The following is a 25,893-nucleotide window of genomic DNA, read 5'->3' on the forward strand; positions in this document are numbered from 1 at the left end:
GACGGCGACCAAAAACGCCTCAAAGCCCGCATCACACCCTTCCCGCACTTCGACCCAACAAAAGAACGAGTCAAAGGGAATTACTGAAAATAATTCGAGCGGTTTGCGTGGCTTTACCTGGTCGGGTGGAACCGCCCGGCTGGCGAGGGCGTGAAGATCTCGCAGCCATCGGCTGTCACGCCGACCGAATGTTCGAACTGCGCCGAAAGCGACTTGTCGCGCGTCACGGCGGTCCAGTCATCGGCGAGAACCTTGGTCTCGGGACGACCGAGATTGACCATCGGTTCGATGGTGAAGAACATGCCCTCTTCCAGACGCGGACCGGTACCGGCGCGGCCGTAATGCAGGACATTCGGCGGCGCGTGGAAAACGCGGCCGAGCCCATGGCCGCAGAAATCGCGCACGACTGACATGCGTTGCGCCTCAACATAGGACTGGATGGCAAAGCCGATATCGCCGAAGGTATTTCCCGGTCTGACCGCCTCGATCCCCAGCATCAGCGCGTCATGGGTGACCTGTATCAGCCGCTCGGCTTTGCGGGAGAGCTGACCCGCCACATACATCCGGCTGGTATCGCCGTACCAACCATCAACGATCACGGTGACGTCGATATTCAGGATATCGCCATCCTTCAGCACCTTCGGCCCCGGAATGCCGTGACAGACGACATGATTGACCGAAATGCAGGAGGCATGCTGATAGCCGCGATAGCCGATCGTCGCGGACCGCGCGCCCGCCGTCTCCACGCGATTGCGGATGAAGTCATCGAGAGCCTCGGTCGTCACACCGGGCTCCACAAGTGCCGCCACCTCGTCGAGAATCTCGGCCGCGAGCCGACCGGCCGCGTGCATCCCGGCGAAATCGCCGGGCTCATAAAGTCTGATCCCGTCCTTGGTCAGACGGCCGCGGGGATCGTCCACGGGGCTCTCCTTCTGTCTCATGCCGGTCTAGATAGTCAACAAAAGCCGCGATGGCCAGAGGCCGGGTCTTTCCCCCGCCCCGCCCCTTGCGTAAAGCTTTTGCCAAACGAGGTAACGCCCATGCCCAATCCCAGCGCCGCCATCCTGATCATCGGGGATGAAATCCTTTCTGGCCGCACCCGCGACGCCAATATGCATTATCTTGCGGGCGAACTGACGCGGATCGGGATTGATCTGAAGGAGGTGCGGGTTGTCAGCGACGACCGCGCTGCCATCGTGGCGGCGGTGAACGCGCTTCGTGCTGCCTATGACCACCTTTTCACCTCCGGCGGGATCGGGCCGACGCATGACGATATCACCGCCGACGCGGTGGCCGAGGCCTTTGGCATGGTGCTTGGCATCCGCGAGGATGCCCGCGCGCTTCTTGCCGCGCATTACGAACGCTCGGGTCTGGAGTTCAACGCCGCCCGTCAGCGTATGGCGCGGATCCCCGAGGGCGCTGTTCTGATCGACAACCCGATCTCCGCCGCGCCGGGATTTTCGCTGGAAAATGTCCATGTCATGGCCGGCGTCCCGAACATCTTTCAGGCCATGGTCGCCTCGCTCCTGCCGCGCCTGACCGGTGGCCATCCGCTTCTGAGCCAGACCTTGCGGATCGATCAGGGCGAGGGCGTGATCGCCGCGCCGCTGGCCGAACTTGCGGCAGAGTTCGATGACCTCTCCTTCGGTTCCTACCCGTTCATCCAGAATGGCGCCTATGGGTCGAACATCGTCATCCGCGGCACCGACCCCGCACGGATCGACGCTGCTATGGCGCGGCTGGCGGCGCTTTTCCCGCGAGGCGGCGCATGAGCGACCTTTTCGCCGTCACCGAGGCGACCTGGCCCGCCGCCGCCTTTCATGAGGTCGGACCCTTCCTTGTGCGCGAGGGCAAGGGCGGCGGACAGCGCGTATCCGCCGCGACGGCTGAGGACGACTGGACCGGGACCGATATCGTCGCGGTCGAGGCGGCGCAAAAGGGGCTGGGCCAGCATCCACTGTTCATGATCCGGCCGGAAGATACAGCGCTGGATGCGGCGCTTGCCGCACGGGGCTATGCGATCAAGGACCCGGTCAACCTCTATGAGGCCCCCGTCAGCGCGCTTCTGGGAGAGGTCAAGCGCCTCTCGGCCTTCACCATCTGGCCGCCCCTCGCCATCATGCGCGACATCTGGGCCGAGGGCGGGATCGGGCCGGACCGCATCGCGGTGATGGAGCGCGCGGAGGAGCCGAAAACGACCGTCCTCGGGCGTGTCAACGACCGTGCGTCAGGTGCGGCCTATATCGCGATTCACGGGAAAACCGCTATGTTGCACGCTTTGCACATTGTCCCGGATCAGCGTCGGCAAGGATCCGCCGTCAATATGATGCGAGAAGCCGCCAGATGGGCGCAAGATCATGGGGCGGAACGGTTTTCTGTGTTGGTTGTGCAATCAAACAACGCGGCGATTGCGCTCTATACTTCCCTGAACATGCAACTTGTGGGACACTATCACTACCGCTCATATAAGCCGTAAGAGGCAAGGGGAGCAGTTGAAAGATATAGGCCACACCCCCACGGCCCTCGACCTGCCCATGGTCGAGCCCCTTCCGGACGCAACCCGGAAGTACTTTGACATCTGCGCCGAAAAGCTGGGTCTCATTCCCAACGTCCTGAAGGCCTATGCCTTCGACATCGACAAGCTGAACGCCTTCACCACGATCTACAACGACCTGATGCTGGCCGAGAGCGGCCTGACCAAGCTTGAACGCGAGATGATCGCGGTTGCGGTGTCGTCCATCAATCGCTGCTGGTATTGTCAGGTTGCCCATGGCGCCGCGGTGCGGGAGCTTTCGGGCGACCCGGTTCTAGGCGAGGCTTTGGTGATGAACTGGCGGGTGGCGCCCCTGTCGCCGAAACAGCGCGCGATGCTGGAATTTGCCGAGAAGCTGACGGTCGCCTCGTCGAAGATCGAGGAACCGGATCGTCAGGCTTTGCGTGATGCAGGGTTCAGCGACCGCGATATCTGGGACATCGCATCGGTCACCGGTTTCTTCAACATGACGAACCGTATCGCCTCGGCCACCGCAATGGAGCCGAACGCGGATTATCATGGAGCGCACAGATGAAACGTCTCGCGATTGCGCTTCTGCTTGCCGCCCCGGCCGCCCATGCCGCGCCCACATTGTCGCTGCCACCCTCGGCGGCGCGGACCGTTGAGGATTCGACCCGGATGGGCAGCTATGCCCTGCCGATCGGTCCCTGGGAGAACGGAAAGATCGAGACCGTAGCGACGGAAGGCGAGGTGACCCAGACCGCATGGCGCATCCGCGAGGGCGATCTTTCGACCATGGCCGTCTTGAAGCATCTGCGCGAGCAGTTGCGCGGCGAAGGGTTCGAGGTGCTTTTTGAATGCGATACCGATGCCTGCGGCGGCTTCGATTTCCGCTTTGGGACACCGGTTCTGCCGGAACCCGAAATGCATGTCGATCTCGGCGACTTCCGCTTCCTTTCGGCCCGTCGGGTCGCGGGACCCGAGCCGGACTATGTCAGCCTTATGGTCAGCCGGTCGGCCGATAGCGGCTTTGTCCAGATGGTCCGCGTCGGGGCCGCGCTCTCCGAACCCGTTCCGATCGCCAAGGCCAACTTTACCGCCCGCACGGCGGCACCGGGCCCGAACGCTGTCGACGACGAACTGACAACTGCTGGCAAGGTCGTGCTGGACGATCTGGATTTCGGCTCGGGTTCAACCGATCTTGGCGAGGGACGCTTTGCATCACTTGCCGCCCTTGCCGCGTTCCTGAAGGCCAATCCCGACAAGACCGTCGCGCTGGTCGGCCATACCGATGCCGAAGGCTCGCTTGCCGGGAATGTGGCGCTGTCGCGCAAACGCGCGCAATCGGTGCTGGAACGGCTGGTCGCCCTTCACGGCGTCGACCCGAACCAGCTTTCAGCCGATGGCGTCGGTTTCCTCAGCCCGATTGCATCCAACCTCACGCCCGAAGGCCGGACCCAAAACAGAAGGGTCGAGGCGATGATCACCTCGACCCAATGAGTGGTTGACGTCACTCTGCTCCGTACCCGGTTTTACCAGGCGTCCGGACCCTTCTCCGCGAAGGACTGCGCCAGGAAGTCGATGAAGGCGCGGACCTTGGGCTGGGTGAACCGGCCCGGCGGATAAACAGCGTAGATCCCCAGGGTTTCGACCGGCAGATCGGGAATGGCCTCTTCCACCAGACCCTGACGCATCGCATCAGCGTAGAGGAAGGTCGGAAGATAGGCGATGCCGAGGCCGGAGACGGCCGCGTTCAGAAGCGACTGGCCATCATTGACGGTCAGCCAGCCGGCGGTCCGCACCTGGCGCTTTTCACCTGACGGGGCGGTGATCTTCCAGACATTGCCAGCGGACTGGTTGGAATAATGCAGGAGCTTGTGTTCGTTCAGATCGTCGATCTTCTGCGGGCGGCCGAATTTCTGGAAATAGCTCGGCGAACCGACCATGCGGCGACCGGTTTCGGTCAGCTTGCGGGCCCGCAGGGTCGAATCTTCCAGCTCTCCGACCCGGATGGCCATGTCGAAGCCTTCCGAGATCAGTTCGACATACCGGTTGTTCAGCACCATGTTGACCGTGATGTCGGGGAACTCCAGCAGGAAGTCCCCAAGGATCGGCGACAGCAGATTCACGCCGAAATCGGTGGCGACCGATATGCGCAGCAGGCCCGAGGGCGCCGACTGCATCGAGGTCACCAGTGCATCGGCCTCTCCGGCATCATTGAGCACGCGGCGGGCGCGATCATAATAGGCCAGTCCGATTTCTGTCGGCGATACGCGCCGTGTCGTGCGATTCAGAAGCCGCGCCCCGAGGCGTGCTTCCAGCGAAGAAACATGTTTGGAGACGGCGGATTTCGAAATCCCCATCTTCTTGGCCGCATCAGTAAACCCCCCCTGGTCTACCACTGTGGCAAAGGCCTCCATTTCCGTCAGACGATCCATTATGCACCCGTACTCTGTATTGCCCGCCGAGGACATGTATCAGGGGCAATTCGGGCAACATTGCGGAGCTTGGCGGACAAAGGTTGGGTAATGTCGGGAACCAGTGTGGCAAGATTCCGCCTATATGTTCCAATTCCCTAACGACACAGGGTCAGATTGTGGCCGCAAGGCGAACACCCTGGTCAATCGCGCGCTTTGCATCGAGTTCAGCAGCAAGATCGGCGCCACCGATGATATGGACAGTCTTTCCCACCTTAGTGAGCGGTGCCGCAAGATCGCGCAGGCTTTCCTGACCGGTGCAAAGCACAACCGTATCGACCTCGATCAGCCTCGGATCGGACCGGTCGGGACCGGAACTGACGTGAATTCCTTTTGAATCAATACGCTCATAGTTGAGCCCACCGATCATGGCGACGCCCTTTGCCTGCAGGGTTGCCCGATGGATCCAGCCGGTGGTCCTGCCAAGGTTGCGTCCGGGCTTTTCAGGTTTGCGCTGCATGAGCGTGACCTGACGCGCCGGGGCCTCGGGTTTCGGCTGGGTCAGGCCGCCCCGCGCCAAGGACGGGTCCGCGATCCCCCATTCGGCCAGCCAGTCGGGCAGATGAAGCGTCGGACTGTCGCCGGCCTGCGTGAGGTACTCTGCCACGTCAAAGCCGATGCCCCCGGCACCGACGACCGCGACTCTCGGACCGACCGGCGCGCCGCGCAGCACATCTATATAGGAGAGCACATTGTCGCCGTCCTGCCCCTCGATCTTCGGATCACGCGGGACGACGCCGGTCGCGAGGATCACCTCATCGAACCCCCGAAGGGTGTCGACGCTTGCCGAGGTCCCGAGACGCAGGTCGATCCGGCTTTTGCCGACTCGGGTGCGGAACCAGTCGACAAGACCGTGGAACTCCTCCTTGCCCGGGACCTGACGGGCGAGGTTCAACTGGCCGCCGATCGCCTCGGCCATGTCGAAGAGGGTGACGTCATGGCCGCGTTCGTCAAGCGCCAGCGCGGCCGAAAGCCCGGCCGGGCCGGCACCGACCACCGCTACATGCTTTCGCTGTTCGGTCGGGCGCAGCACCAGTTCGGTTTCAAAACAGGCGCGCGGATTGACGAGACAGGACGAAATCTTGCCGTTGAACGTGTGATCGAGGCAGGCCTGATTACAGGCGATGCAGGGCGCGATCTCATTGGCCCGGCCTGCGGCGGCCTTTGCGACGAACTCCGGATCGGCAAGGAAGGGTCGCGCCATGGAGACCATGTCGGCACAGCCCTCGGCCAGAACCGCTTCGGCCACATCCGGCATATTGATCCGGTTCGAAGTGATTATCGGAATTCCGACCTCGCCCATCAGTTTCTTCGTCACCCAGGCAAAGGCGCGGCGCGGGACCGAGGTGGCGATCGTCGGCACACGCGCCTCGTGCCAGCCAATCCCGGTATTCAGGATCGACGCGCCCGCGGCCTCGATCGCCTTTGCGAGTGTCACGACCTCGTCCCAGCTTTGGCCGTTCGGAATGAGGTCGATGAGCGAAATCCGGTAGATCAGGATGAAATCGGGGCCGACGGCCGCGCGTACCCGACGCACGACCTCGATAGGCAGACGCATCCGGTTTTCCGGGCTGCCGCCCCAGCGGTCGGTGCGTTTGTTCGTATGGGTGACAAGAAACTGGTTGAGGAAATAGCCCTCGGACCCCATCACCTCGACCCCGTCGTAACCGGCCTCACGAGCGCGGGCGGCGGCAGTGACAATGTCGGCGATCTGCTTTTCGATCCCCGCCTCGTCCAGTTCCGTCGGTCGGTAGGGCGAGATCGGCGCCTTGATCGCCGAGGGGGCGACGCAGGCCTCGCCATAGGCATAGCGCCCGGCATGGAGAATCTGCATGGCGATGCGCCCGCCCGCTTGGTGAACCCGGTCCGTGACGATGCGGTGGTTGGCAATGTCTTGCGGCGTGAAGAGGCCCGCCGCGCCCGGAAAGACCCCGCCTTCGCGGTTCGGCGCCATGCCCCCCGTCACCATCAGCCCGACCCCGCCCCGCGCCCGGGTCGCATAGAACTCCGCAACCCGGTTCCAGTCCCTGGTTTCTTCCAGGTTGGTATGCATCGACCCCATCAGCACCCGGTTCGGCAGGGTCACATGGCCGAGATCGAGCGGCGAAAGAAGATGGGGGTACTGCGTCATATCCGGCCTCCAGAAACTGGCGGCACGATGGCGCAGAAGTGAAGCGGGGTCACGCCGAACGCTGCGTCAGGGTCGGGCGTAGGGAAGAGTTTTCGTGAAAACTCTGCGGAAAACCCGAAAATCCTTCATGAAGGATTTTCTTCCGGCCGGTCGGCCGACGGAAAAATCTTGTCCCAAGATTTTTCCCTACGAACCGGCGCTGTCCAGACAGTGACGGCGGAACGCCTTTTTCAGCAGATCAAGCTCGGCACGCAAGAGATCCAGTTCGGCCCGGATGTCATCTTCCAAGGGCGCGCCGGTGACGATGGTGAACTGACCGAGAGGGGTATCGCTTGCGGCGTCCTTCACCAGAAAGGTCTGAACCCCCTCCGACAGAAGCACGGCGGGGATCGGTGCCGAGACCGGCCAGGTGCCCCGGGCCGAGCGCGCGCCGACCTTCACACCGTCGAGCTTCTTTTCCAGATGCCAGATTTCGACCGCAGGCGGTTTCTCCCCGGGCGCAGACAATTCCGCCTCCCACAGCCCTGCGCGAATACGTCCGCCCGCCAATGCCGGTTCGTTCATCACGTCGTCCTCTATAGCTCTGCCCGCGGGCGGCGGCTGAATGTCACATCGCGCAGGATGATCTGGTTCATCTCGGGCCCTTCGAAGATGAGGTCGATCCATGCACGCTCCACGCGTTTTTCGTTCATCTTCGTATAGGCGAGATCGAATTCCACCATCACCTCGTCGGATTGCAGCGGCAGTTCCCGCACCAATTGCTCGGTGTTCGGCCCATGGCGCACGTTGAGCCGGGCAAAGATTTCCAGCGGCCGCTCCATCTCGACCGCTGCCTCCATCCGTATCACATGGGTCAGGGTCAGACCGGTCACGGCCTCGGCCGGAAGGTCGATGACAAGCGACAGGAAGGAACCGCTGAACCGGAAGACGTCCATCCGGACTCCGAACGGCGCCAAATCGCGTTCGCGCGTATTGCGGATCTGCCGAAGGGTCAGCTCACTCCGTTCGCAATCGTGAAAAACTGTCGCCTCGGCCCCGAACGTAGCGCGGTTTTCCACTGCAGCCAGCCCGGGCGGGCTGACCGGTCCTCGCCAGAGCTCGGGCCGCCACGACCAGTCGGACATCAGCGGCTTGCGGATCACATCGGAGCCGATTGCGGGCAGCGACAACCGCCCATCCACCACATGCAGCAAGCGGTCGATCTCGCGTCTTGTCTGGCGGGCGGATCCCCGCATCGCCCTGAGCGTTGCAAGGTCCACCCTTTCGGCCCCGGCCGCAACCGCGCGCCAACGCCGGAGCGCGTGCCGCATCAGCAGGCGATCGAACAGTCCGCCGATTTTCAGACTCATTTTGCCGCTGCCTTCATTGTCCTGCGACTGCAGGAAACCAGCCAAGTCTTACCCATTCCTTTCGCGGTGACGCAAGGCCGGTTCAGTCAGCGGTGCTGCCCTTGTTCGCCGCCCGCATTGCCCGGACCAGGGCTTCGAGCGCGCGGAACCGGTCCGTCGCCGCCACCGGCTGTTCGCTGGGGCTGAGGGCGGTCAGCGTCACGATATGCCCCTCCACGCGCAGGATCGCGCGCCAGTATTCCGGTTCCACCGGCCGGTCAGAGGCATCGGACCTGTCACGCACCCTGAGAAACATCACATCGCCTTTGATCCGGGTGTCCTCTACCGACACCGATTCGGCATCGCCGGAGCGGCTGAGGGCCGCGCGGCCCGGCACGGACCGCATGAACGAGGCAAGCGCCGGCAGGCTCTCGGCAAAGGTTTCACCATCCGGCGCACCAGAGGAAACGGATACCGTCAGGAGTGCCGGAGAGGCGGGCTGACCGGCCGCACGCGATCCCGACAAAGCCGCGCAGGTGCCGAAGAGAACGAAGGCGCCATCCGGTTTGTCCCGGCTGACCGCGCGGTCGATACAGTAGCCCGGCGGGCCCGCAACCACGACCGACCCGCCCGAGACCGCCATGGCGCGGGTAACCGTGGCGGGACCGCCCGTCACGCAGGCGGACAGCAAAACCGCGAGGAAAGCAAAGCTGACCAATGGTCGCCGCCCTGCTCCGCGACGATGAGGGCCGCGCGGCGAAAGGTCCGGCAGGACAGGATTGTGGATGCTGCGGTTCATCTGCTCCCCAGGCTCGGATTCGCCCCTGCATTAGGCGAGGCGCGACGCCGAGACAAGCAACTGGCCCGCAGTTGGCGCTGCGTGGCCGGGTCCTGCCGATCGGCGATTGCGGATGCCCGGGCCCGACGCTAGGGTCTGGACGCCATGCCTCTGCCGCCCTCGTATTCCGTCTATGAAGTACTGATCGCGCCCGCCCGGCAGCGGTCGGAACTGTGGCGTCTAGTGCCGGCAGCCATCCTGATCGCCTGCGCCTATACGCTACCGCTTTTGGTGCTGTCGGCCTTTCTGACGGCGGAATATGGCAGCCTGATCACCGCCGCACTGATCGAGCGGATGGTTCGCGGCGATACGCCGGGGGGCATGCTTCTGCTGCTTTGGACGTTTCTCGGCCTTGCGCTTGGCCCGATGGCGGCTGTCAGGATGATTCATGGACGCGGGGCGGGGACGCTCTTTGGCCCGTCGATGTCGGTGACGCTTAGCGCATTCACCCGAGTTTTCCTCGCGGTTCTGGCACTGCAGGTCGTCCTTATGCCGCTGACCCTCAGCGGTGCAGATTTGCAGCCGGGGATCGGCCTTGCCGCCCTGCTTGGTTATCTTCCCTTCGCGCTCACCGGCATCCTGATCCAGACCGGCGCCGAGGAGGTGCTGTTTCGCGGCTACCTGCAAAGCCAGCTTGCCGCCCGCTTCCGCTCGCCCCTGATCTGGATCGGAATTCCCTCTGCGCTGTTCGCCTGGGGGCATTATCTGCCCGAGGAATATGGGGCGAATGCCGGGATGATCGCACTCTGGGCCGCTGTCTTTGGCGTGCTGGCGGCTGATCTGACCGCGCGCAGCGGCAGCCTCGGCGCGGCGCTTGGTTTTCACATGGCCAACAATGTCGTGGCGCTGCTGATCGTCGGCGTCGGCGGCACGCTCGACGGTCTGGCGCTTTGGTCGCTGCCCATTGATCTGACCGATCCGGCAGTCGCGCGCCCTGCTCTCATCGTCGATTTCGCCACCATGATCGTGTCGTGGCTGCTCGCGCGGCTCGCGCTTCGCGTCTGATTGCATTTCCAGCCCGCCCGGACTATCTCAGGAAGCTGACGCAAAGACGCGAAGGCAGGCCCCGATGAACTGGATCACCAACTACGTCCGGCCCACGATCAATTCGATCTTCTCGCGGCGCGAGGTCCCGGACAATCTCTGGTCCAAATGCCCCGAATGCGGGACGATGCTGTTTCACCGGGAGGTGAGCGAAAACCTCAACGTCTGCACGAATTGCGACCATCACCTCGCGATCACCCCGCGCGACCGGTTCGCGACGCTCTTCGATGGCGGCGTCTTCGCCGAGGTGAAGGTGCCCGAACCCATCGCCGACCCGCTGCATTTCCGCGACCAGAAGAAATATCCAGACCGGATGAAGGCCGCGCAGAAGGCCACAGGTGAAAAAGAAGCGATGCTCGTTGCCGAGGGCGAGATCAACCGCACGCCCATCGTCGCCGCCGCGCAGAACTTCGCCTTCATGGGCGGGTCGATGTCGATGTATGTCGGCAACGCGATCATCGCGGGTGCGGAACGGGCGGTGAAGCTGAAGCGGCCCTTCGTGCTTTTCTCCGCCGCCGGAGGCGCGCGGATGCAGGAGGGCATCCTCGGCCTGATGCAGATGCCGCGCACCACGATCGCGGTCGAGATGCTGAAGGATGCGGGTCTGCCTTACATCGTTGTCCTGACCCATCCGACCACGGGCGGCGTTACAGCCTCTTACGCGATGCTGGGCGATGTGCAGCTTGCCGAACCGAATGCGCTGATCGGCTTTGCCGGGGCCCGCGTCATCGAACAGACGATCCGCGAGAAATTGCCCGAAGGCTTCCAGCGGTCGGAATACCTGCTCGATCACGGCATGCTTGACCGGGTGACCCACCGCAAGGCGCTGAAGGACGAACTGACGACGATCCTGCGCATGCTGAGCGGCCAGCCCCCGGCGGTGAAGGGCGACCTGCCGAAACCCGAGGCGAAGCCCGCAGAGGGCACGAAGCCCGCGACCTGATCTTCACTTTCTGTCTGAAAATACTCTCGGGGGGTCCGGGGGGCAGACGGCCCCCCGGCCTTTCCGGCAAGCAAACCGGATAGGCCATGGCGATGAATGACGGCTCCGATCTGATCCTTTCGCGCATGATGGCGCTGCATCCGAAGATCATCGACCTGACGCTCGACCGGGTCTGGCGGCTTCTGGCCGCACTCGGCCATCCCGAACGCGACCTGCCGCCGGTGATCCATCTGGCGGGCACCAATGGCAAGGGTTCGACGCAGGCGATGATCCGCGCCGGGCTGGAGGCGATGGGCAAATCCGTCCACGCATACACTTCACCCCACCTTGCCCGCTTTCACGAACGCATCCGGCTGGCGGGGGACCTTATCTCGGAAGACTACCTCAGCGAGGTCCTCGCCGAATGCGAAACCGCCAATGGCGGCATCCCGATCACCTATTTCGAGATCACCACCTGCGCGGCCCTTCTGGCATTCGCGCGGACGAAGGCGGATTACACGCTACTGGAGGTCGGTCTTGGCGGCAGGCTCGATGCGACCAATGTGGTCGATCAGCCCTGCCTGACGATCCTCACCCCCATCTCCCTCGACCACCAGCAATATCTGGGCGAGACATTGCCCGAGATCGCGGGCGAAAAGGCCGGGATCATCAAACGCGGCGTGCCTTGCGTGGTCGGCCCGCAGGACGAACCGGCGATGGAGGTGATCGAGGCGCGGGCGGCAAAACTCAGTGCGCCGCTTCTGGCGCAGGGTCAGCACTGGCAGGTCTGGGAAGAACGCGGGCGGCTGATCTTCCAGGATGAGAACGGTCTTCTCGACCTGCCGCTGCCGAACCTGCCCGGTCCGCACCAGATCGACAATGCCGGGGCGGCGCTCGCCGCGCTACGCCATCTTGGTGCCGATGAGGCGGCCTGCGAGGCGGCGGTGACCAAGGCCTACTGGCCCGCGCGGATGCAGCGTCTGACCCATGGGCCTTTGGTCGAGGCAGCAGGGAACTGTGAGCTGTGGCTCGACGGCGGCCACAACCCGGCGGGCGGTATCGCGGTCGCGGCGACGCTGGCGCGTCTGCCCGCGAAACCCACGCATCTGATCCTCGGTATGCTCAACACCAAGGATATCGCGGGCTATCTGCGCCCGGTCGCGGCGGCGGCCAAGACGCTGACCGCCGTCTCGATCCCGGGCGAGGCCAACACGCTGACAGCCGAGGACACTCAGGCCGCGGCGGCGAAAGCTGGGATCGAGGCCGGGATGGCGGAGAGTGTGCTGGCCGCGGTCAAAAGCATCGCCGCGCGGGACCCCGGCGCGCGCATTCTGATCTGCGGATCGCTCTACCTTGCGGGTGGCGTGCTGAGGGAAAACGGGTAGGGGCCCTCTGCCCCCTCTGCCCCGGACAGGTCCGGGGCATTCACCCCCGAGAGTATTTCCGGACAGAAAGTGAAACAGCCTGTGCCCCTGCGCACAGGGTGCCTTCCAACATGCCTCTTTCGTCGCAACCGCACTCTCACGTAAACGAGGCAAGATAACAAAACATGAGGCCGCAGATGGCGCTGGAAATGGCGCTCGATACATTCGGGGATGTGACGTTCGGCCCGGACGGGACGCTCAAGCCGCAGGATCAGGTGATCCGCGATGTGGTCGAACAGGCAGTGCTGGCCGATCAGGTCGGGGTCGATTTCATCGGGCTCGGCGAGCATCACCGCGACGATTTCGCGATTTCGGCGCCCGAGACGGTCCTGGCCGCGATCGCCGCGAAGACAAGCCGCATCCGGCTTGGTACGGCCGTCACGGTCCTTTCCTCGGACGATCCGATCCGGGTCTTCCAGCGATTTTCGACGCTGAACGCGCTGTCGGAAGGGCGGGCGGAAGTGATTCTGGGACGGGGGTCCTTCACTGAAAGCTTTCCGCTCTTCGGTTTCGACCTGTCGGATTACGAGACGCTGTTCAATGAAAAGCTGGACCTTTTCACCCGGCTTCTGCGCGAAGCGCGTGTCACCTGGTCGGGAAGCATCCGGCCGCCGCTGAGAAATCAGCCGGTCTATCCATCGCTGTCGCAGCCGCTGAAGGCGTGGATCGGCGTCGGCGGCACCCCGGAATCCGTGGCGCGCGCGGTGCATTACAACCTCGCCGTCATCTTCGCCATCATCGGCGGCGCGCCGTCGCGCTTCCGCCCCTTTGTCGACCTCTACCACCGCGCCTGCGACCAGTTGGGGCGCGATCCGCAGCCCATCGCCGTGCACTCGCCCGGCCATGTCGCCGCTACGGACGAAGCCGCGCGGGAAGAGATCTGGCCGGGCTACAAGGCGCTGCATGACCGCATCGGCCGCGAGCGTGGCTGGCCTCCGACCGACCGCGCGCATTTCGATCGCGAAATAAGCCATGGATCGCTTTATGTCGGCAGCCCCGAGACGGTTGCCCGCAAGATCGCGGACACCGTCAAAGCCCTTGGGCTTGGCCGCTTCGAGATGAAATATTCCTCAGGCCCTATGCCCCATGACGCGCAGATGCGGTCCATCGAGCTTTACGGGACACGTGTCATGCCGATGGTGCGGGACATGCTCAGCTGAGCACCCCGTCCACCGGCTGAAGGGGTTGTGGCGGTTCGCGGCCCAGCGCCTCGGCCACCGATATCTCGATCACCCGGCACATCGCATCGAGCGGCAGTCCGTTCGCGGCATCGCGGAACGGGTGTTCCAACTCGTCGCTGACCGCGTTCAGACCGAAGAAGACATAGGCGACGATGGCGGCCACAACCGGGGCGAAGGCGCCCGCAGTGTCGATCAGCGCAAAGGGCAGGATCAGGCAGTAAAGATGGCTCGTCCTCAGGACGAGCAGTGAATAGACGAAGGGAATGGGCGCCGAGGCGAGCCGCTCGCAACCTGCCTGCGCCAGCGCGACCGATCCGAGCCGCTCTGCCAGCGCCCGCTGGCCCATATCGCTGAGCCGCCCGCTTTCGGCCTCTTCCCGCAGCACCCCGGCCATGGCCCTGAGCGCGGCATCTGGCGGGTTGCGGTGTCCGGCATGATCCATGGCCCGCCCGTCCCATGCGGCGGCGCCTTCGGTCGCGGTCACACCCCTCAGCCAGCCGCGATGCAGATGCGCAAACCCGGCCATCCCGGTCATGATCCGATCCCGCGCCGGTCCCGCCCCGAGAAAAATCAGCGTCTCACGCCCCAGACTGCGGGTGTCGGCAATCATCTGCCCCCAGAGCTTGCGCGCCTCCCACCAGCGGTCATAGGCGGCATTGTTGCGAAACCCGAGGAAGAGCGACAGCGCAATGCCGAAGACCCCCATCGCAGCGATGGAGACATGCGGCAGGGCAAGGATATGGCGGTCGATGAGCAGCACCGCCAGCGCGAACCCGGCAAAGGCAAGGATGCGGCCGAGGATCTTCGGCACGATGGAGCCCTGCATCACGAGGACGAGTTGCAGGAGGTTTGGTGTTTCGCGGACGATCATGGGGCACGGGATGGCTGGAACGGCTGCCTTCTCCTGCCCTGTTCGCGGCGTCCTCACCAGCGCAAAGGCGACATTTACCCCGCCGCATCCGCCACGGGCTGCGGATCGGTGCCGGTCAGAACGCGTCCATCACCTCGTACATCACCGGTTCGAACCGCGAGCAGAGCGTGGCAAGGCGGCGGTTTCTTTCGCGCATTTCGGGCGTGCGCAGCATCGCCTGAAAATCCTTGCGGTCGCGCCACTGGCTGTAATTGGCGATGCGGGTCTGGGCGTCGTTCATATGGAGCCCTGCGCCGATGAAGCCCGGCTGGTGGCGGATGAACGTGTCATAGGCATCGCGCAGCTCGTCCATCAGGTCCTGCGCCGTGCCGGGCGTCATCTCGAATGTGGTGATGACGGTCTGGCCGCTGAAATCCTTGGCAATCGTCGGCATGGGCTCACTCCGTTCCGGGCGCGTTCAGCTTGACTATCGCGCCCGGGGGGCGGCCTGTAAACCGGTGATCAGAAGTCGAAGAGCTCCGACAGGAAGCTCTCGCGTTTTTTCCTGCGATAGCGGCGGTCATCGTCATCGTCATCATCGTCACGGTCCCGGCGGCGGTCATCGCGGCGCGGTGCGGGGCGCGTGTCACGCTCGGGCTCTTTCAGCGCCACAGGTGGGGCGGCATCGGCGAGGCTGCGGTCGACAATCTTGTCGAGCTCGCCCCGGTCCAGCCAGACACCCCGGCAGCTTGGGCAATAGTCGATCTCCACGCCGTTTCTTTGGGTCATCACCAGCGTCGTATGGTCGACAGGGCATTTCATCGGTCGGGTTTCTCCTTTCAAGGGTTCCCGTCCGATATGGGGTCGGCTTGCGACCGTGCAAGTCACTCGGCAAGAAGCCGCAGGACCTCATCCGTCAGCGCCCCGACCTCTGCCGTCGCGGCGCTCTTGCCCGCCTCGATGGCGCCAAGACCCTGTCCCAGCGTTTCGGCATAGACGACGCGGTTGGCCAGACGCGCGTCAGTGACGCCCGCCGTCAGTTCGGCAGCGGCGCGGGCGACATCGTCGCCAAGCCGTGTTCCCGCCCGGGCGCGGTTCATCACGAGCCAAGTGCGCTTGCTTTCACGGGCGGCGAGGTCAAGCACGCCTTCCGTCGCCCAGAGGTCGACATGCGAGGAGGCGACGGGCACCAGCACCAGATCTGCCTCGCGAAGTGCGGGCCGCAGATCGGCATCGACCTTGGGCGGCGTGTCGACGATCACCAGATCGGCCTCACGCTTCAGCTTTTCGCATTCGTATGACACACCCCAGGCCGAGGATGTGGAAAATTCCAGCCCCGCCTCGCCCAGCCTTTCGCGCCGTGTCATGAACCATCGGCCAAGCGAGCCCTGCGGGTCGGTGTCGAGGAGCGCTACGCTCATGCCGCGCCGGATCGCGGCGACGGCGATGTTGACGGCAAGCGTCGTCTTGCCCGATCCGCCCTTCTGTTGGACGACCGCGATGACCTTGCCCGACATGATGCCCCCGATGCTGCGTCACGTTTTGCTGCGCCGCAGCATAGGGCGATTCCCCCAGGAAAGCACGGGCGAAATGTCGCAGGACCGCTATTGCCCTAGATAGGCGGCAAGAACCGGAGGCGGATTGTCCAAAAGGGCCGTCGTCGGGTGCGGCGGATGCGCGGTCCCCTCGGCGACAAGAATGGTCTCGGGCGCGAAACGGCGTGCATCCTCGGGGGCGTGACTGACCATCAGAACGGTCGCGCCGGTCTCATCGGTGATCTCGGCCACGAGGTCCAGCATCTCGGCTTTCAGCGCGGGGCCAAGCGCGGCGAAGGGTTCGTCGAGCAACATCAGGGGCCGCGCCCGGAGTAGCGCACGGGTCAGCGCCACCCGGCCCTGCTGACCGCCCGAAAGCGTCGCGGGCTTGCGCGCCTCCATGCCCTGAAGGCCGGTACGGGTCAGTGCACGGCTCACGGCCTCATGGTCGGCGGGGCTCAGCCTTAGGTCGGGCCGCAGCCCGAGGCCGACATTCTGGGCGATGGTCAGATGCGGGAAGAGGTTCTGGTCCTGAAAGAGGATCGACAGAGGCCGTTTGCCGGGCTGGATATGGGTGATGTCGGTGCCGTCCCAGAGGATGCGCCCCGACTCTGCCGGGTAGAAGCCCGCGATCACCGACAGAAGCGTCGATTTCCCCGCGCCCGAGGGGCCGATCACCGCGACGCGTGCGCTTTTTGCGACGACAAAATCGGCGCTGAGGCGGAAGGCACCCTGCGTGATGGTGACATCCTGAAGCTCAAGCATCGGCGCGTCCTCCCCTGTCAAGCGCCCAGAAAAGCGCGAGGCTGAGGGCCAAGAGCAGCACCGCCGCCCCGGCCGCATCCTGCATACGGTAAGCACCCATCAGACGGTAGAGTTGCAGGGGCAGCGTCGCGCTGTCCTCATCGGCGAAAAGCGCGATGACGCCGAGATCGCCCATGGAAAGCGCAGCCGTCAATCCGGCGGCGAAGCCCAAGGGACGGCGGAGGCGCGGCAGGGTCAGGAGGCGCAGCCGCGCAAGGCCGGTCAGGTTGAGGCTTTGGGCAAGGCGACCGTAATCCGCTTCCAGTTCCCGCGCGGCGGGCAGGAGGGCGCGGAGGCAGAATGGCAAAGCCATCGCCGCATTGACCGCGACAGTGACGGCAAGCGCGATATCGCCGGGATTGGCGAGGGGGCGCAGCAGCAGGAACAAACCGGTACCGGTGACCAGCGATGAGGTGGCGAGCGGCAGCATGCCGATGGTCTCCAATCCCCGCCGCCCGGACCGCGCGGCGCTGGCGAGCGCCAGCGGCAGGGCCATGGCGATTGCAGCAAGGGTCGAAACGCCCGCAACGGCGAGCGAGCGCAGGGCAGCCTGCCAGACCGGGGCGGGCAGGCTGCCCAGTCGCGGCAGACCCGCCGTGATCACGGCCAGGAGCGGCGCGAGCAGGAAGAGGCTCGTGAGGATCAGCACGGCAATATCTTGCGTCCGCAGGAAGGGGCCGTTCGCATCCCAACGCGCCACGGGGCGGTCAAGCCCGGTGCCAAAGCCCGATGGCAGAGTGAAGCGGGCGGCAAGAAGCGCCGCCGTGGCGCAAAGCCCAAGCTGGATCGCCGCCAGCATCGCCGCGCGGCCAAGGTCGAAATCGTAGCGGAAGGACTGATAGATCGCGAGTTCCACCGTCGTCGCCTTCGGCCCGCCGCCGAGCGTCAGAGCCACAGCAAAGCTCGTCAGACAGATCAGGAAGATTGCGACGAAGACGCCCGGCGTGCGGGCCCGCAGCATCGGATATTCCAGATGCCGGGCGATGTCGCCGGGACCGAAACCAAGCGCAGCGGCCAGGCGGAAGCGTTCGGCGGGAATATCGAGCCAGCCCTGCAGCAGAAGCCGGACAGCGAGCGGCAGATTGAAGAAGACATGAGCCAGCACGACACCGGCGAAACCGTAGATCGAGACACGGGCAAACCCGAGCGCGGCGAGCCCGTCATTGAGAAACCCCGAGCGGCCAAAGACCGCCAGAAGGCCCATCACCGCGACGATGACCGGCAGGATGAAGGGCGCGCCAAGGAGCGTGATCAGCACCCCGCGCCCCGGAAACCGGCGGCGGGCCAGCGCGCGGGCGGCGGGAATGGCCAGAAGTAGGCTCAGCGCCGCCGACACCGCCGCCTGCGTCACCGTAAAGCGCAGCGCCGACCAGTCGGCAGCGCCAAGCCCGGCGAAACCCTCGGCGCGGGTCAGGACCGCGCCGAGGGTGCCCAGTGTCAAGGTAAGGACCAGCGCGGCGGCCAATGCCGCGCCGGTTTTGAGCGCCCGGCTCATCGGTCGCGCCGGGGCTTGCATCGTCACTCGCTCATCACCTTCAGCCAGGTGGCGATGGCCGGTTCGCGCCGCGCCTCGGCCTCAGCTTCAGGCAGGAAGAGCGTCTTGTCCGGGCGGGGAAGGCTCGCGAATACCGCAGGCAGCGCGCCCTCGAATTCACGGGCCGGATAGGACCAGTTGGCGGTCGCGATCATGCCCTGGAAATCGTCCGACAACACGTAGTCGAGGAAAGCGTCCGCGAGGTCCGGCTGATCGGTTGCCCCGATCTTCGCGACCAGTTCGGTCATGAAGTAGTGCCCCTCGGGGAAGATCGCGGCGACCTTCGTCTCATCTTCTTCGGCGATGATGTGATAGGCGGGCGAGGTGGTGAACGACAGAACCATGTCGGCCTCGCCCGATGTGAAGAGGCCGTAAGCCTCCGACCAGCCGGGGGTGACGGTCAGGATCTTCGGCTTCAGCTTGCGCCACGCCTCTTCGGTCCCGTCGCCGAACACCTCCGACATCCAGAGGACAAGCGCGAGGCCGGAAACCGAGCTGCGCGGGTCCTGAATGACGATCTTCACGTCATCGGACATGTCGAGCAGGGCGGCGAAGCTCGCGGGCGGTTCGGCAAGGCGGGTCTTGTCATAGACAAAGGCGGTTTCGCCCCAGTTGAAGGGCACGAAGGTGTCATCGTCCCATGCGACGGGCAGGGTCAGGCCCGACAGGTCCTTGCCATGCGCAGCGAAAAGGCCCGTGGCGCGGGCGGCGGCCGTCTGGTCGGTCGTCAGGCCGATGACCGCATCGGCTTCGGTCCCCTCGCCTTCCAGCTTCAGCCGCGACATCACATCGCCAGTGACGAATTTCAGGTCGCAGGCGCATAGCGCCTCGAATCCCGCCTCGATCGCCGGGCCCGGGCCCCATTCCGATCCGAAATAATCCGGCGCATAGACGATCAGTTCGGGTGTGTCGGCAGCCAGCACATTGCTGGAAGCTAGACATCCCGCGATCATCAGGGCCGGAGACAGTGTTTTCTTCATCTCTCGTCCTCCAATGGTCAGGCGGGCGGAGATGGTGTGGCAGGATCGCCTTACCTTCCCTCCGCCGGTTCTAACCGGTTCAGGTTCAACGGGTCCGCTTTCGCATCTCAGTCCCGGATCAGATCCGGGACACCCCGAGGTGAGGCGGAACCTACAGATCAGAACCGCTGTTCGCAAGATGACTTGTTGATGTAACATCGGTCTCAATCGGACGGTCGCCCGAACGGACGACTGACGCGCTATGGGGGCGAACATGCGCAGTGACATCGACTATCTGCGACTTGCGGTGGAAATCGCAGCAACGAGCCGCGCCAGCGGCAATCATCCGTTTGGCGCGCTTCTTGTCGGACCGAACGGGGACGTTCTGCTGTCCTCGGGCAATACCTATTCGGACGATCGGGGCGTGGGCCATGCCGAAACCAACGTGGCGCGCGCGGCGGCCCGGACCTACGAGCCCGGCTTTTTGGAGAAATGCACGCTCGTAACCTCGGTTGAGCCGTGCTGCATGTGCGCCGGGGCCTGCTATTGGGCCGGCATCGGGGCCGTGGTCTACGGGCTTACGGAGAAACGACTGGCGGAACTGACCGGCGACAACCCCGAAAACCTAACTCTGGACCTGAGCTGCCATCAGGTTTTCGCCGCCGGTCAACGCCCGGTGACGGTGCGCGGCCCGTTTCCCGAGATCGAAGACGAGATCGTCAAGGACCATCTGGGCTTCTGGTAGCGGGGGCGGCCGTTGCGCCGAAACCCTGCCAACCGACAATCGGCCGCAACGCAGGGCGGGACCTCCAAGAATGCTTGAGCGCGGGCGCGGGCTTCGCTAGACCGCAGGGGCAAAGGAGCGCGTCCATGAGCCTGAACACCTACGGTCACCTTTTCCGCGTCACGACCTGGGGCGAAAGCCACGGGCCCGCGCTTGGCGCGACGGTCGATGGCTGCCCGCCGGGTGTGGCGCTGGAAGAGGCGATGTTGCAGCACTGGCTCGATCGCCGCAAACCCGGGCAGAACAAGTATACGACGCAGCGGCGGGAGCCGGATGCGGTCCGCATCCTGTCCGGCGTCTATGAGGGGCGCACAACGGGGACGCCCATCCAGCTGATGATCGAGAACACCGATCAGCGGTCGAAAGATTACGGCGATATCGCCCAGAAGTTCCGCCCCGGCCATGCCGACATCACCTATCACCAGAAATACGGGCTGCGCGATCCGCGCGGCGGTGGCCGCTCCTCCGCCCGCGAAACGGCGGCACGGGTGGCGGCGGGTGGTGTCGCCCGCGAGGCACTGAAGCTGCTGGCGCCCGACGTCCGGATCACCGGCTATATGGTGCAGATGGGGCGACTGAAGGCCGACCGCGACCGCTTCGATATGGCGGAGGTGGAGCAGAACCCCTTCTGGTGCCCCGATGCGACGGCTGCGGCGATCTGGGCCGAACATCTGGACGAGTTGCGCAAATCCGGCAACTCGGTGGGTGCCGTGGTGGAGGTCGTGGCCTCCGGCGTTCCCGCAGGCCTTGGCGCGCCGATCTATGGTAAGCTCGACACCGACCTCGCCGCCGCGATGATGTCGATCAACGCGGTCAAGGGGGTGGAGATCGGCGCGGGCATGGCGGCGGCGGAACTGACCGGCGTCGAGAATGCCGATGAGATCTTCATGGGCAATGACGGGCGCCCGAGCTTCAGCTCCAACCATGCGGGCGGCATCCTTGGCGGCATTTCGACCGGGCAGGATGTGGTCGTGCGCTTCGCCGTCAAGCCGACCTCCTCGATCCTGACGCCTCGCAAGACGATCACCGTCGCGGGCGAGGAGGCCGAGATCATCACCAAGGGCCGCCACGATCCCTGCGTCGGCATCCGCGCTGTGCCCGTAGGCGAGGCGATGATGGCCTCTGTGATCCTTGATCACCTGCTCCTCGATCGGGGCCAGACCGGCGGCCAGCGCGGCCGGATTGGCTGAACGCTCCGGACTGAAATGCCGATGTCAGAAAGGGGAGAGATGGCCGAACTTCTCATCGTCTATCATTCCCGGACCGGCGGCAGCCGGCAGATGGCCGAAGCCGCCGCCGAAGCCGCCCGGGGTGAGGCGCCGACGGTTCTGAAAACTGCCGATGAGGCCGGACCGGAGGACCTCCTGCGCGCGGATGGCTATATCTTCTGCGCGCCCGAGAACCTTGCTGCGATTTCCGGCGTGATGAAGGACTTCTTCGACCGGTGCTATTACCCGGTTCTGGGCCGCATCGAGGGGCGCCCCTATGCCCAGATGATCTGCGCAGGGTCAGATGGTGAGAATGCCGCGCGCCAGACCGCGCGGATCGCCACGGGATGGCGGTTGAAACAGGTGCAGCCGCCGCTGATCCTCTGCACCCATGCCCAGACGCCCGAGGCGATCCTCGCCGAAAAGCACATTCCGGACGCCGAACTCGACCGCTGCCGCGAGCTTGGTGCGGCTCTTGCGGCGGGGCTCAGCTTGGGCGTTTTCTGAGGCGTCCGGAACGCCTATTGCAGGCTGCGGTAAACCGCCTTTACGAACCACTTCCGCGCCACACCGTACCGCTGCCACGAAACAGGCCAGTCATGCGCGGGATATGTCAGGATGATCAGCTTCTGCGACAGGCCAAGCCCCTTGCGAAAGGCGACGGCATTGCGGACCCCGGCAAGGCGGTCACGGGTTTCAGCCAGCCGCGCCATGTCGCCCGCGGGCCCATGTCCGGGCGCGATAACGGTCTCATCGTCTGCCATCGCGATGAGCAGCCCCATCCCAGCCAGATAGCCGTCGATCGAGCGTCCCATGTCGGTGGCGATATAGGGCAGACCTTCATTGATAAAGAGATCGCCCGCAGCGATCACGTTCGCTTCGACGAACCGTACGACGGCGTCGCCTTCGCTATGCGCATCGGGGATCTCGGTGATCTCGACCGTATGAGGGCCGAAGGTCATCCGGTAGCTGTCGTCAAAAACGGTATCGGGAACCGTACCTGAGGGCGGCGGCCCGTTCCGGCCGTTCGCTGCGTCGTCCTCACGGATACGCGCGGCGGCCGACCGCGTCGCGATGACCTGCGCTCCGTCCCGTGCGAAGAACGCGTTGCCGCCGATATGGTCGCCATGCGGATGAGTGTTGATGATATAGCGCACAGGCAGGTCCGTGAGAGTATCGAGGGCAGCCTGCACCCGCTCCAGTTCCGGCGGCTCGTTGCTGTCAACCAGAAGGACGCCGTCCGTGCCGATCACTGCAACCACGTTCTTTCCAGACGCCCCGATCAGGAAAATCCCGTCCCGCAGTGGTGTGATATGCGCGGGCCCCGTCAGCCCGTCGGGAATGCCCTTCCCCTCACGGTTGGCCAGCACGTCATCCAAGTCGTAAAGCCAGTATGAAACGCCAAGATGCGCAATTACCAGCACTGCAAGAACCACCACGGCCCGGATCAGTTTGCGTGGCGATGTCGCGGATCGGGACATGATGGTGGAACCTCGTTCTGGCCGGTATAGCCGTCGGACCAAAGGTATGGGCGCGCCGCGCCGAGCGGTCAAAGCATTTTCCCGACCCATGGCATCAAGCAACACGATTTACCGAATCCCCGGCAAATGTACACGACCCGGGGTCAGGACGGGCCTATCCTGTCGTCGCCCCGGCCTTGGAAAGCTGCACAGCCAGAATGCCCGCCGCGACGATCACGACTCCGATGATATCGGCCAGACCAATCCGTTCGCTTAGCAAAACCGCCGCAACGGCCACACCGAAGAACGGGTTGAGGAAGTGATAGGTCGCGGCACGCACCGCGCCGATCCGCTCTACAAGGCGGAACCACACCCATGTCGCGATCAGGCCCGGCACCAAGGTCGTATAGACGAACGCAAGACCAAGGCGCGGGGTCCAGTTGACCTGCCAGCTTTCGGTCAGCATCGCGGCGATCGCCAGAATGCCCGCGCCGACGAACATCTGCAGCCCGACGATCATCAGCACATTGCCCTTCGACGACGCCCCCCGCACCGTCAGCGTAGCCACCGCCAGCGCCAGCGCGCCGATGCCGCAGAAGATGAGGCCGGGAATGCTGACCCCGCCGGAAAAGCGCGACCCCATGATGATCGCCACCCCGATCACACCCGCAATAAGTCCTCCGATGCCTAGGGGTCGCACCTTCTGCCCCATGAATAGCCAACCGAGGAGTGCGACCAGCAACGGCATGGTGGAGGCGATGATCGCGGCCAGCGAGGCCTCGATCCACTGCATGGCAACAAAATTCAGGCCCAGATAGAGCGCGTTCTGGCAAAGGCCGAAGATCGCGACCGACCGCCACTGCGCCCGGCTGAGCCTCCAGCTTTGACCCATCGTCCGGGCAATAGCGACGCCGATCAGGCCCGAGATCAGGAACCGCAAGCTGAGCGCGGTCAGGGGTGGCGCGTCGACCACGATCATCCGCGCCGAGGTGAAGGCCGAGGACCACATGAAGGCAAAGGCGAGCCCCATGAAGATCGATCGGATATCCATGGGGTACCCCTGCCTTTGGTGTCAGATGTTGCGGACAGCACCCTTCGATGCGCTGGTCGTCAGCGCAGCATAGGCACGAAGCGCGGTCGAAACCTTGCGCTTGCGCGGCGCGTCGGGCTGCCAGCCCTTGGCATCCCGCGCCTTGCGGCGTTCGGCCAGCACGGCGTCGTCAACGGCCAGATGAATGCGGCGGTTCGGGATGTCGATTTCAATCGTGTCGCCCTGTTCGACCAGACCGATCGTTCCACCCTCGGCCGCCTCGGGCGAAACATGGCCGATGCAAAGCCCCGATGACCCGCCCGAGAAACGCCCGTCCGTCACAAGGGCGCAGACCTTCCCGAGCCCTTTCGATTTCAGATACGAGGTCGGGTAGAGCATTTCCTGCATCCCCGGCCCACCGCGCGGGCCTTCGTAGCGGATCAGCACGACCTCGCCCGGCTTTACCTTGCCGTTGAGGATGCCGAGCACGGCGTCATCCTGGCTTTCGAAGATATGGGCGGTGCCGGTGAATTTCAGGATCGATTCGTCGACGCCAGCCGTCTTCACGATGCAGCCTTCCTCGGCGATGTTGCCGTAAAGCACGGCCAGCCCGCCATCCTTGGAAAACGCATGGTCCGCCGCGCGGATCACACCGGCCTTGCGGTCGCGGTCGAGTTCCTTGTAGCGGTTCTGGGTCGAAAAGGCCTGCGTCGTGCGCACACCGCCCGGCGCCGCGCGATAGAACGTATCGACCGCATCGTCATTAGCGGTAACCACGTCCCATTTGCGGATCGCCTCGCCAAGGGTTTCAGTATGGACCGTGCTGACGCCGGTATGCAGCAGCCCTGCGCGCTCCATCTCGCCCAAAATACCCATGATGCCGCCCGCGCGGTGGACATCCTCCATATGCACATCCTGCTTGGCGGGTGCCACCTTGCAGAGGACCGGCACCTTGCGGCTGAGGCGGTCGATATCCTCCATGGTGAAATTCACCCCGCCTTCATGGGCGATGGCCAGAAGATGCAGAACGGTGTTGGTCGACCCGCCCATGGCGATGTCAAGGCTCATCGCATTCTCGAACGCCTCAAAGGTCGCGATATCGCGCGGCAGCAGACCCTTGTCCTCCACCTCGTAATGCCGCCGCGCCACCTCGACGATGGTGCGCCCGGCCTGCAGGAACAAAGCCTTGCGGTCGGCATGGGTGGCGAGCATCGACCCGTTGCCCGGCAGCGCCAGACCCAGTGCCTCGGCCAGACAGTTCATCGAATTGGCGGTGAACATCCCCGAGCATGACCCGCAGGTCGGGCAGGCGGCCTTTTCGATCTCAAGCACCTGTTCGTCGGTATAGCTGTCATCGGCGGCCACGATCATCGCATCGACAAGATCGAGGTCATGGTCGATCACGTCGGGGCTGATCTTGCCCGCCTCCATCGGCCCGCCGGAAACGAAGATCGCCGGGATATTCAGCCGCATCGCCGCCATCAGCATACCCGGCGTGATCTTGTCGCAGTTGGAGATGCAGACCATCGCATCGGCGCAATGGGCGTTGACCATGTATTCGACGCTGTCGGCGATCACCTCGCGCGAGGGCAGCGAATAGAGCATACCATCATGGCCCATCGCGATGCCGTCATCGACAGCGATTGTATTGAACTCCTTGGCGACACCGCCCGCGGCTTCCACCTCGCGCGCCACCATCTGACCAAGGTCCTTCAGATGCACATGGCCGGGCACGAACTGGGTAAACGAGTTCACGATGGCGATGATCGGCTTGTTCCAGTCGCTGTCGGTCATCCCGGTCGCGCGCCAAAGGCCGCGCGCGCCAGCCATGTTGCGTCCGTGGGTGGTTGTGCGAGAGCGATATGCGGGCATGAGCGTTCCTCCGTGAAG

The 25,893-nt window shown here is 64.4% G+C and carries 27 protein-coding genes and 1 riboswitch; of the genes, 11 read left to right on the top strand and 16 right to left on the bottom strand.

What is annotated here, in order from left to right; genetic code table 11:
- Positions 1 to 113: 113 nt before the first annotated feature.
- Positions 114 to 941: a type I methionyl aminopeptidase gene (gene map / locus QKW60_RS18345; RefSeq protein WP_282370853.1), complete on the bottom strand. Its 828-nt coding sequence runs from the start codon at positions 939 to 941 to the stop codon at positions 114 to 116.
- Between the two features lie 99 nt (positions 942 to 1,040).
- Here map and QKW60_RS18350 point away from each other — a divergent pair, with 99 nt between their 5' ends.
- Genes QKW60_RS18350 through QKW60_RS18365 form a run of 4 tightly spaced genes read left to right on the top strand, consistent with a single transcriptional unit; the run spans position 1,041 to position 3,994 of the window.
- Complete coding sequence (locus QKW60_RS18350; protein ID WP_282370854.1) at positions 1,041 to 1,772, top strand: competence/damage-inducible protein A; 732 nt, start codon at positions 1,041 to 1,043, stop codon at positions 1,770 to 1,772.
- Positions 1,769 to 2,476, top strand: coding sequence for a GNAT family N-acetyltransferase (locus QKW60_RS18355; RefSeq protein ID WP_282370855.1), 708 nt, complete (start codon positions 1,769 to 1,771; stop codon positions 2,474 to 2,476). Before QKW60_RS18350 ends, QKW60_RS18355 begins: the two co-directional genes overlap by 4 nt.
- A gap of 25 nt (positions 2,477 to 2,501) precedes the next feature.
- Complete coding sequence (locus QKW60_RS18360) at positions 2,502 to 3,068, top strand: peroxidase-related enzyme (protein ID WP_282371041.1); 567 nt, start codon at positions 2,502 to 2,504, stop codon at positions 3,066 to 3,068.
- Entirely contained in the window at positions 3,065 to 3,994 is a 930-nt protein-coding gene (locus QKW60_RS18365) for an OmpA family protein (RefSeq protein ID WP_282370856.1), read from the top strand. The genes QKW60_RS18360 and QKW60_RS18365 overlap by 4 nt, the downstream gene beginning before the upstream one ends.
- Before the next feature lie 32 nt (positions 3,995 to 4,026).
- On the opposite strand, the gene QKW60_RS18370 is transcribed toward QKW60_RS18365, so the two are convergent.
- The 5 genes from QKW60_RS18370 to QKW60_RS18390 form a co-directional block, all read right to left on the bottom strand.
- A complete protein-coding gene (locus tag QKW60_RS18370; protein ID WP_263739309.1) occupies positions 4,027 to 4,932 on the bottom strand; it encodes a LysR family transcriptional regulator in 906 nt (301 codons plus the stop codon).
- Between the two features lie 151 nt (positions 4,933 to 5,083).
- Entirely contained in the window at positions 5,084 to 7,102 is a 2,019-nt protein-coding gene (locus QKW60_RS18375; RefSeq protein WP_282370859.1) for an NADPH-dependent 2,4-dienoyl-CoA reductase, read from the bottom strand.
- A gap of 186 nt (positions 7,103 to 7,288) precedes the next feature.
- Positions 7,289 to 7,666 carry a hypothetical protein gene (locus QKW60_RS18380; protein WP_282370860.1) on the bottom strand — a complete coding sequence of 126 codons (378 nt, stop codon included), beginning with the start codon at positions 7,664 to 7,666 and terminating at the stop codon, positions 7,289 to 7,291.
- Between the two features lie 11 nt (positions 7,667 to 7,677).
- Positions 7,678 to 8,451 (bottom strand): DUF6478 family protein, encoded by a 774-nt coding sequence (locus tag QKW60_RS18385; protein ID WP_282370861.1) that lies wholly within the window; start codon positions 8,449 to 8,451, stop codon positions 7,678 to 7,680.
- A gap of 82 nt (positions 8,452 to 8,533) precedes the next feature.
- Entirely contained in the window at positions 8,534 to 9,229 is a 696-nt protein-coding gene (locus QKW60_RS18390; protein WP_282370863.1) for a hypothetical protein, read from the bottom strand.
- A gap of 144 nt (positions 9,230 to 9,373) precedes the next feature.
- Here QKW60_RS18390 and QKW60_RS18395 point away from each other — a divergent pair, with 144 nt between their 5' ends.
- The 4 genes from QKW60_RS18395 to QKW60_RS18410 all read left to right on the top strand — a co-directional run bounded on the left by QKW60_RS18395 (position 9,374) and on the right by QKW60_RS18410 (position 13,818).
- Positions 9,374 to 10,273 carry a CPBP family intramembrane glutamic endopeptidase gene (locus QKW60_RS18395; RefSeq protein WP_282370864.1) on the top strand — a complete coding sequence of 300 codons (900 nt, stop codon included), beginning with the start codon at positions 9,374 to 9,376 and terminating at the stop codon, positions 10,271 to 10,273.
- A 64-nt stretch (positions 10,274 to 10,337) separates the two neighbouring features.
- Positions 10,338 to 11,255, top strand: coding sequence for an acetyl-CoA carboxylase, carboxyltransferase subunit beta (gene accD, locus QKW60_RS18400; protein ID WP_282370866.1), 918 nt, complete (start codon positions 10,338 to 10,340; stop codon positions 11,253 to 11,255).
- Positions 11,256 to 11,347: 92 nt separating this feature from the next.
- Positions 11,348 to 12,619, top strand: coding sequence for a bifunctional folylpolyglutamate synthase/dihydrofolate synthase (locus QKW60_RS18405; protein WP_419762705.1), 1,272 nt, complete (start codon positions 11,348 to 11,350; stop codon positions 12,617 to 12,619).
- Between the two features lie 176 nt (positions 12,620 to 12,795).
- Entirely contained in the window at positions 12,796 to 13,818 is a 1,023-nt protein-coding gene (locus tag QKW60_RS18410; RefSeq protein WP_282371043.1) for an LLM class flavin-dependent oxidoreductase, read from the top strand.
- Here QKW60_RS18410 and QKW60_RS18415 read toward each other — a convergent pair.
- The 7 genes from QKW60_RS18415 to QKW60_RS18445 form a co-directional block, all read right to left on the bottom strand.
- Positions 13,811 to 14,710, bottom strand: coding sequence for a bestrophin family protein (locus tag QKW60_RS18415; protein ID WP_282370871.1), 900 nt, complete (start codon positions 14,708 to 14,710; stop codon positions 13,811 to 13,813). The genes QKW60_RS18410 and QKW60_RS18415 overlap by 8 nt on opposite strands.
- A 115-nt stretch (positions 14,711 to 14,825) precedes the next feature.
- Positions 14,826 to 15,143 (bottom strand): antibiotic biosynthesis monooxygenase family protein, encoded by a 318-nt coding sequence (locus QKW60_RS18420; RefSeq protein WP_282370872.1) that lies wholly within the window; start codon positions 15,141 to 15,143, stop codon positions 14,826 to 14,828.
- A 68-nt stretch (positions 15,144 to 15,211) separates the two neighbouring features.
- Positions 15,212 to 15,511, bottom strand: a complete 300-nt coding sequence (locus tag QKW60_RS18425) for a TFIIB-type zinc ribbon-containing protein (RefSeq protein ID WP_263739320.1) — start codon at positions 15,509 to 15,511, stop codon at positions 15,212 to 15,214.
- A 62-nt stretch (positions 15,512 to 15,573) separates the two neighbouring features.
- Positions 15,574 to 16,206 (bottom strand): ParA family partition ATPase, encoded by a 633-nt coding sequence (gene parA / locus QKW60_RS18430; RefSeq protein ID WP_282370874.1) that lies wholly within the window; start codon positions 16,204 to 16,206, stop codon positions 15,574 to 15,576.
- Between the two features lie 87 nt (positions 16,207 to 16,293).
- Positions 16,294 to 16,989 (bottom strand): thiamine ABC transporter ATP-binding protein, encoded by a 696-nt coding sequence (locus QKW60_RS18435; RefSeq protein ID WP_282370875.1) that lies wholly within the window; start codon positions 16,987 to 16,989, stop codon positions 16,294 to 16,296.
- Positions 16,982 to 18,544, bottom strand: coding sequence for an ABC transporter permease family protein (locus QKW60_RS18440; RefSeq protein ID WP_282371045.1), 1,563 nt, complete (start codon positions 18,542 to 18,544; stop codon positions 16,982 to 16,984). The genes QKW60_RS18435 and QKW60_RS18440 overlap by 8 nt, the downstream gene beginning before the upstream one ends.
- Before the next feature lie 2 nt (positions 18,545 to 18,546).
- Positions 18,547 to 19,542: a thiamine ABC transporter substrate-binding protein gene (locus tag QKW60_RS18445; protein ID WP_282370876.1), complete on the bottom strand. Its 996-nt coding sequence runs from the start codon at positions 19,540 to 19,542 to the stop codon at positions 18,547 to 18,549.
- Between the two features lie 39 nt (positions 19,543 to 19,581).
- Positions 19,582 to 19,689, bottom strand: a riboswitch (TPP riboswitch).
- Between the two features lie 106 nt (positions 19,690 to 19,795).
- On the opposite strand from QKW60_RS18445, the gene QKW60_RS18450 reads away from it, so the two are divergent.
- From QKW60_RS18450 to QKW60_RS18460, 3 genes are all read left to right on the top strand, one after another.
- A complete protein-coding gene (locus QKW60_RS18450; protein ID WP_282370877.1) occupies positions 19,796 to 20,266 on the top strand; it encodes a nucleoside deaminase in 471 nt (156 codons plus the stop codon).
- A gap of 125 nt (positions 20,267 to 20,391) precedes the next feature.
- The gene (gene aroC, locus QKW60_RS18455) at positions 20,392 to 21,495 is read left to right on the top strand and encodes a chorismate synthase (RefSeq protein WP_282370878.1); all 1,104 of its coding nucleotides are present in this window, start codon (positions 20,392 to 20,394) and stop codon (positions 21,493 to 21,495) included.
- A gap of 39 nt (positions 21,496 to 21,534) precedes the next feature.
- Positions 21,535 to 22,020 carry a flavodoxin family protein gene (locus QKW60_RS18460; protein WP_282370879.1) on the top strand — a complete coding sequence of 162 codons (486 nt, stop codon included), beginning with the start codon at positions 21,535 to 21,537 and terminating at the stop codon, positions 22,018 to 22,020.
- A 14-nt stretch (positions 22,021 to 22,034) separates the two neighbouring features.
- Here QKW60_RS18460 and QKW60_RS18465 read toward each other — a convergent pair whose 3' ends face one another.
- From QKW60_RS18465 to ilvD, 3 genes are all read right to left on the bottom strand, one after another.
- Entirely contained in the window at positions 22,035 to 22,994 is a 960-nt protein-coding gene (locus QKW60_RS18465) for an MBL fold metallo-hydrolase (protein ID WP_282370881.1), read from the bottom strand.
- A 154-nt stretch (positions 22,995 to 23,148) separates the two neighbouring features.
- Positions 23,149 to 24,024: a DMT family transporter gene (locus QKW60_RS18470; protein WP_282370883.1), complete on the bottom strand. Its 876-nt coding sequence runs from the start codon at positions 24,022 to 24,024 to the stop codon at positions 23,149 to 23,151.
- A 21-nt stretch (positions 24,025 to 24,045) separates the two neighbouring features.
- Entirely contained in the window at positions 24,046 to 25,875 is a 1,830-nt protein-coding gene (gene ilvD, locus QKW60_RS18475; RefSeq protein ID WP_282370884.1) for a dihydroxy-acid dehydratase, read from the bottom strand.
- Positions 25,876 to 25,893: the final 18 nt, after the last annotated feature.

The sequence above is a fragment of the Albidovulum aestuarii genome (assembly GCF_029961185.1).
Lineage (GTDB): Bacteria > Pseudomonadota > Alphaproteobacteria > Rhodobacterales > Rhodobacteraceae > Albidovulum > Albidovulum aestuarii.